This window comes from Nocardiopsis halophila DSM 44494 (genome assembly GCF_000341245.1).
Classification (GTDB): Bacteria; Actinomycetota; Actinomycetes; order Streptosporangiales; family Streptosporangiaceae; genus Nocardiopsis_A; species Nocardiopsis_A halophila.
Window position 1 is genome coordinate 1 of sequence record NZ_ANAD01000111.1, and the last position, 6,294, is coordinate 6,294.

A 6,294-nucleotide genomic window follows, 5' to 3' on the forward strand; every position below is an offset into this window, starting at 1 on the left:
AGAAGGTGTAGGCGAAGACCAGCACGATCCACACCGGCAGCGGTTCCACGCCCAGGAGGTTCGCGAGGGGGTCGACGGTGATGGGGACGACGGCGCCGAGCGGGATGCAGGCGTAGACGACCACCAGCGCGATCAGCGACGGCACCAGTGCGGCGGTGCGGCGGCGGTAGACGAACTGGCCGACGACGACCNNNNCACCGCCTCGGGGGTGCCGATGAACAGGTTGCCGATCACCACGGCGAAGACCGCGTTCACCATCGTCACCAGGAAGAAGATGATGAACAGGAAGAGCACGCGGGCGCGCGGGCCGATGACGTCCTTGGCGACGTTGCCGATGCTGCGCCCCTGGTGGCGGACCGAGACCACGATGGACCCGAAGTCGTGGGCCCCGGAGGCGAAGACCGTCCCCAGCACCACCCACACGAGAGCGGGCCCCCATCCCCAGAACACGGCGATCGCCGGCCCGACGATGGGCGCGGCGCCCGCCACGGAGATGAAGTGGTGGGCGAAGACGATGTGCCGGTCGGTCGGGACGAAGTCGATCCCGTCCTTGTAGGCGTGCGCCGGGGTGGTGAACGCGGGGTCGAGGGCGTAGACGCGTTTGGCGAGGTAGGCGGAGTAGTAGAGGTAGCCGAGCGCGAAGACGGCCAGAACGGCGACGAGAACGACGACAGCGGGCATGGCCGACCCTCCGGGAGTACGGGATGCCACCGGACGCGTGCGCCCACGAAGCTAGCATGTGCCCCACGTCACAGACAGGGCTCGTCCCCACCGAATCCCAGGTCAAACGGGGATGATCGACTGCTATGCGTGGACCGCCGCCCCCGGCGCTGACGGGCGCCGACGGGGAGCCCGACACCGCGCCCTGGCGGCTCTCCGCTCCGCCGCTGAACGCTCGGCGCCGGCGCCGCGGCGCAGACGAGATCGGAGAGTCCTGCGCCACGCCGGGAGAGCCGGTCCCCGAGGCTCCCCGACCCGGGTATTGACGGCCGTCACGCGATGCGGTGGGATCTCCGCTGTTCGGCCCTTGCCGTCCGCCCCTCCGAGGAACGAGGTCCCGTGCAGTCGCATCCGGCGCGGCATGAGCCGCATGTCCCGCCCCTGCAAACAGGGGACCCGCAGCAGGTCGGCCCGTTCGCGCTCCGGGGGAGGATCGGTGCCGGTGGCATGGGGGTGGTGGACTACGCGGGAACGGACCGCACAGGCCGGTGGGCGGCCGTGTAGGTAGTCAGGTCAGAGCTGTCCGACGACCCGGAGTTCCACGCGCGCTTCGCGCGCGATGCTCAGAGAGCCACCTGAGCTCTCCCCACCCGCCGCTGTCAGGCGCTTCTGCTCCGGCCCACTTCAGGGGACCGGTGCTCCGCGTACCCACACGTGGCCGGACCCGGCCATGCTCTCGTCGCCGACCGCTTCGCCGACATCCCGGCCCCGGCCGAGACTCCTCGTTCAACGGGAGTAATGGGCCCCTCGGGTCCGAAGGGAGCGCATCCGCCCGGAAATCCGTACGGCCCCGGGCGTTTTCCCGATTCCCTATCCTGGTCCCCCCGCTCCGTGCCCCGCCCCTGCATCGGAAAGGCCCCCATGCCCCAGCTCGCGCTCGCCATCGACTTCCTCGGCCAGTACGCGAAACTGGAGAAGAAGGTGCGGGACGCGGTCGATTCCGCGCTGGGCAAGTTCTCCGACACCTACTTCGCCGGCGGCCACTTGGAACGCCCCCACGAGGCACTGGACCCGCGCTGGCGGACGCTGCGGATCACGCTCGGATACCGCGGGGTCGTCCTCGCGCCTGATGACGGGGACATGTTCCTGCTCGTGGCGGTCCTCCCCCACGACGACGCCTATCAGTTCTGCAAGAGGCGCCGTGCCTCGGTCAACCAGGCGTTCGGGGTCCTGGAGTTCCGGGACGAGGCGAATCTGGAGACCGTCGGGGCCGCCCTGCAGCCGGTCGCCGAAGGCGCGGAGAAGCGGCTGTTCGACCATGTCGCCGACAAACACCTCGCCCAGCTCGGGATCGACGCCCACACCCAACGCATCGTGCGCCTGCTGCCCGACGAGACCCACCTGGACGCGCTCCAGCCCATGCTCCCGGCGGCCCAGCACAACGCCCTGGTCGCCTTGGCCTCCGGGATGACCGTGGAGGAGGCGTGGGCCGAGCTCAGCAAGGACCTGGTCGAGGAGGTGGAGCCCTCCGACATCGACCCCGAGGACCTGGCCGCCGCCATCCGTCGCACGCCGCAGCGGGCCGTCTTCGTCGAAGGGCCCGAGGAGCTGCAGGACATCCTCGACCACCCCTTCGACGCCTGGCGGACGTTCCTCCACCCGCACCAGAGGCGCATCGCCTACAAGGACGGCTACGGCGGCCCGGCCATGGTCACAGGCGGCGCGGGGACCGGGAAGACGGTCACGGCCGTGCACCGGACGGCCCACCTGGCGGCCCGGGTGCACGCCTCCGGGCAGGAGGCCGGCGACGACACCGCAGGGCCGCTGCCGATCCTGCTGACGACGTTCACCAAGACCCTGGATGCCGCGCTCCGCGCCCAGATCGACCTGCTCGCCGGTGACTCCGAGGAGCGCCGCCTCGTCGACGTGCGCAACCTCGACAAGATCGCCTACCAGGTCGTGCGCGAGGAGACGGGCGCCGTGCCCGTGCTCCCCCGGACACGCGAGCTCGTGCACCTCTGGGACAGGTTCGCCGAGGGGACCGGGTTCAGCGGCCGCTTCCTCCTCGACGAATGGGAGCACGTCATCCTGGCGCAGGACCTCACCACTGAGAGGGACTACCTCAAGGCCCGGCGGCGCGGCAGGGGCGGGCGCCTCGGTGAGGGGCAGCGCAAGGCGATCTGGTCCGCCGTCCTGGAGGCCACGGACCGGATGCGGGCCGAGGGCCAGTGGACGTTCACCCAGCTGGCCTCCGAGGCCGCGGCGGTCCTCGCCCGTAAGGGGCGGCGCCTGTACCGCCACGTCGTCGTCGATGAGTCGCAAGACCTGCACCCGGCGAAGTGGCGCCTGGTCCGGGCCCTGGTCCCTGAGGGCCCCGACGACCTGTTCATCGCCGGGGACCCGCACCAGCGCATCTACGACCACCGCGTCTCGCTGGCCGCCGTCGGCATCAACGTCCGGGGCCGCAGCCGCAGGCTGAACGTCAGCTACCGCAGCACGCAGGAGATCCTGTCCTGGGCCGTCCCCCTCCTGGGCACCTCCCCCGTCGAAGGGCTCGACGGCCTCCAGGACCGGCTCGACGGCTATTCCTCTCCCCTGCACGGACGCAGGCCGGTCGTGCAGGGCTTCCCCTCCCAGGATGCGGAACTGTCAGCCCTGGCAGACAGGGTGACGGAATGGATGGCCGAAGGGGTCGAGGCCGACGCCATCGGTGTGGCCGCCCGCACCGACGCGCTCGCTCGCGAAGCGGCCGCAGCGCTCCGCACCCGCTCCATCGCCACGTGCGGGCTCGCCGAGAACAGCGGCGTGCGGGTCGGAACGATGCACTCGATGAAGGGGCTGGAGTTCCGGTGCACCGCCGTTGTCGGGGCCGATGCGGAGCACCTCCCCTACGAGCCCCACCTGGTCCCGGCCGACGAAGACCCCGTCGCCCACGCGCACGACGTCCAGAAAGAGCGCAACCTCGCATTCGTGGCGTGCACACGGGCCCGCGACTCCCTGTACGTCTCCTACACCGGCGAGCCGAGCCGGTTCCTTCCCCGCTGACCGCCGTTCACCACAGGGAAGACCGCTTTCCCGCTGAGCGGCCGCTCCCACGACCAGTCACCCCGACGAAAGCCCGGAGCATGAAGGCCTACGAAACCACATTTCAGAAGATGGTCGAGGGGACCAAGCAGTTCCAGATCCCGCTGTACCAGCGGCCGTACTCATGGGGAAAGGACGAGCTCTCCCGCCTCTGGGAGGACCTGCTCGAACAGATCGAGAACGACCGCGCGGCGCCCGCGGGCAGTGCCACAACGCACTTCCTCGGCTCGGTCGTCATGGCGCCGGGCGCATCCGCCGCCAGTGACATGACCAGGTGGCTGGTCATCGACGGGCAGCAGCGGCTGACGAGTCTGACCCTCGCGCTCGCGGCCGTCCGGGACCGTCTGCGCGAACTCGGCGACGGCGGTGACGAGGAGTCCGACGCCTACCAGAATGCCGACCGCATTCACGACACCTACCTGGTCAACCGGTACAAGAAGCGCGACGACAAGTTCCGCCTCCTGCCCACCCAGGTCGACCGGGCGGTGTTCAAGGCGGTCATCGACGGCAGGCCCAAGAACGGGGACACCGACGGCGTCGAAGGCGCCCACCACTTCTTCTGCCAGAAGATGGCCACGTACTCCGAGGACGAGCTCCTCGAGGTCGAGGCGGCCGTCGGGCGCCGTCTGAGCCTCGTGGAGATCCAGGCGGACTCGGGCGACAACGTGTTCCGGATCTTCGAGTCCCTCAACGACACCGGCAAGGGGCTCAGCCAGAGCGACCTCCTGCGCAACTACGTCTTCATGCTCCTCCCCGAGACCGGTGAGGAGGTCTACGACGAGGTGTGGTCGCCCATGCAGGACGAGCTGGGCCCGGAGAACCTGGAGACGCTGGCCTGGCTCGACCTGGTCCTGCGCGGAGACGAGCGGGCGAAGCAGAGCGAGGTCTACTACGGGCAGCAGAAGCGGCTGAAGGAGGTCGCCGAGCGCGGCGGCGAGGCCGCGGTCCGCGCGGAGCTCGAACAGCTGTGGCGCCTCGGCCAGCTGCTGCTGCGCGTGGTGGAGCCCGCCCATGAGGACGACCCCGAGCTGCGCGCGGCGCTGGCCCGGCTGGTCGCGTGGGGCAACACGATCTACCGTGCACTGGCCCTGCGCCTGCTCCAGCTCCGCGACCAGGACCACGCCTCTACCGAAGAGGTCGTGCGCGCGCTCTCCTACGTGGAGAGCTATCTGGTCCGGCGGCTCTTCGCGGGCATTCAGTCCCAAGGGCTCAACCGGATCATGATGTCCTCGCCCGCCGCCGTCCAGACAGGCGTGCCGGTGGACGAGTCCGTTCACCGCTACCTGTCACTCCCCCGGCACCGATGGCCCTCGGACCGTGCTCTGCGCTCGGCGATCGCGACGCGCAACTTCTATTGGACGGGTCGTGCTCCCCAGCGGACGTTCGTCCTCCGCCGCCTCGAAGAGAGCTACTGCGGGGACGAGCCCGTCGACTTCCGCAAGGCCAAGCTGTCGATCGAGCACGTGATGCCCCAGTCGCTCACGCCCCACTGGGGTGAGGTCCTCGAAGGGCAGACCGACGACGATGAAACGCCCACCGAACTCCACGCCCGGCTGCTGCACACCCTCGGCAACCTGACCCTCACCTCACAGAACTCCCGCCTGTCCAACCACCTGTTCGAGCGCAAGCAGCAGATCCTCGACCGTAGTGCGCTGGAGATGAACCGCGAGATCGCGGACGCGGACAGTTGGGGCCGCCCCGAGATCGAGAATCGTTCGGAGCGCCTTGCGGACAGGGCGATCGCCCTGTGGCCGGCCCCGCTCCCCGCGGAAGAGGGCGAGGAAGGCCCCGAACTGATCGGCGAGCCGACCCGGGCCGCGCTGGCCGCGATCCCCTCCGGCGGTTGGACGTCCTACCGGGATGTCGGCCAGCTGGTCGGCGCCAAGGCGGCGACCATCGCCTCCCTCCTGCAGCAGGAGGCGGGGCTGCCCAACGTCCACCGCGTGCTGGCGACCGACGGCGTCCCCGCGAACGCGGAGGCCGAGCGGGCGCTCGCCGCCGAGGGCGTCGCCTTCACCGACTCCGGCGCGGCCGCCCCGGACCGGCGCCTATCGGCGGCGACGCTGGCCACGCTCACCGGCATGGAGGTGAACGAGCGCGTCGAACAGGAGCAGATGTTCCTCGACCAGCTCGCCGCCCACCTGTCCGCCGACGAAGCGCAGGCCGTCACCGACCTGATGGAGACCTGGGAGAGGCTGGGCGGCGTCCTGGACTACCGGACCTCGCCGAACCGGGCCGTCAGCTGCCGACTCTTCGCCTGGGAGCGGTCCACCTCCCCGGACATCCGCTGGCCGCTGGTGATCTACCCCCAGTACGGCACCATCGAGGTGGTCTTCCAGTACCTGCGCACCCGACCGCCGTTCGATGATGCGGACCTGCGCCTGGAGCTCTTGAAGCGCCTGAACCAGGGGCCCGGCATCGACCTGCCGGAAGCGGCACTGGAACGGCGCCCGAGCTTCCCCGTCTCGGCGCTCACCGGAGAGAGCCGGGAGATCGTCCGCGAGACGCTGGAGTGGTTCCTCGGCCACTGCAGGGAGTGGCTCCCCCCAC

2 protein-coding genes and 1 pseudogene are annotated in these 6,294 nt (G+C 70.2%); 2 read left to right on the forward strand and 1 reads right to left on the reverse strand.

Features of this window, described 5'->3' with window-relative positions:
- Nucleotides 1-681, reverse strand: a pseudogene (locus tag D450_RS0113705) (carbon starvation CstA family protein); the annotation flags it as partial.
- A 900-nt stretch (nucleotides 682-1,581) separates the two neighbouring features.
- Here D450_RS0113705 and D450_RS0113715 point away from each other — a divergent pair.
- Both D450_RS0113715 and D450_RS0113720 read left to right on the forward strand, forming a co-directional pair.
- Nucleotides 1,582-3,705 (forward strand): UvrD-helicase domain-containing protein, encoded by a 2,124-nt coding sequence (locus tag D450_RS0113715; protein ID WP_017539240.1) that lies wholly within the window; start codon nucleotides 1,582-1,584, stop codon nucleotides 3,703-3,705.
- A gap of 80 nt (nucleotides 3,706-3,785) precedes the next feature.
- Nucleotides 3,786-6,294 (forward strand): DUF262 domain-containing protein (locus tag D450_RS0113720; RefSeq protein ID WP_017539241.1); only part of this gene is annotated, 2,509 nt, incomplete at its 3' end.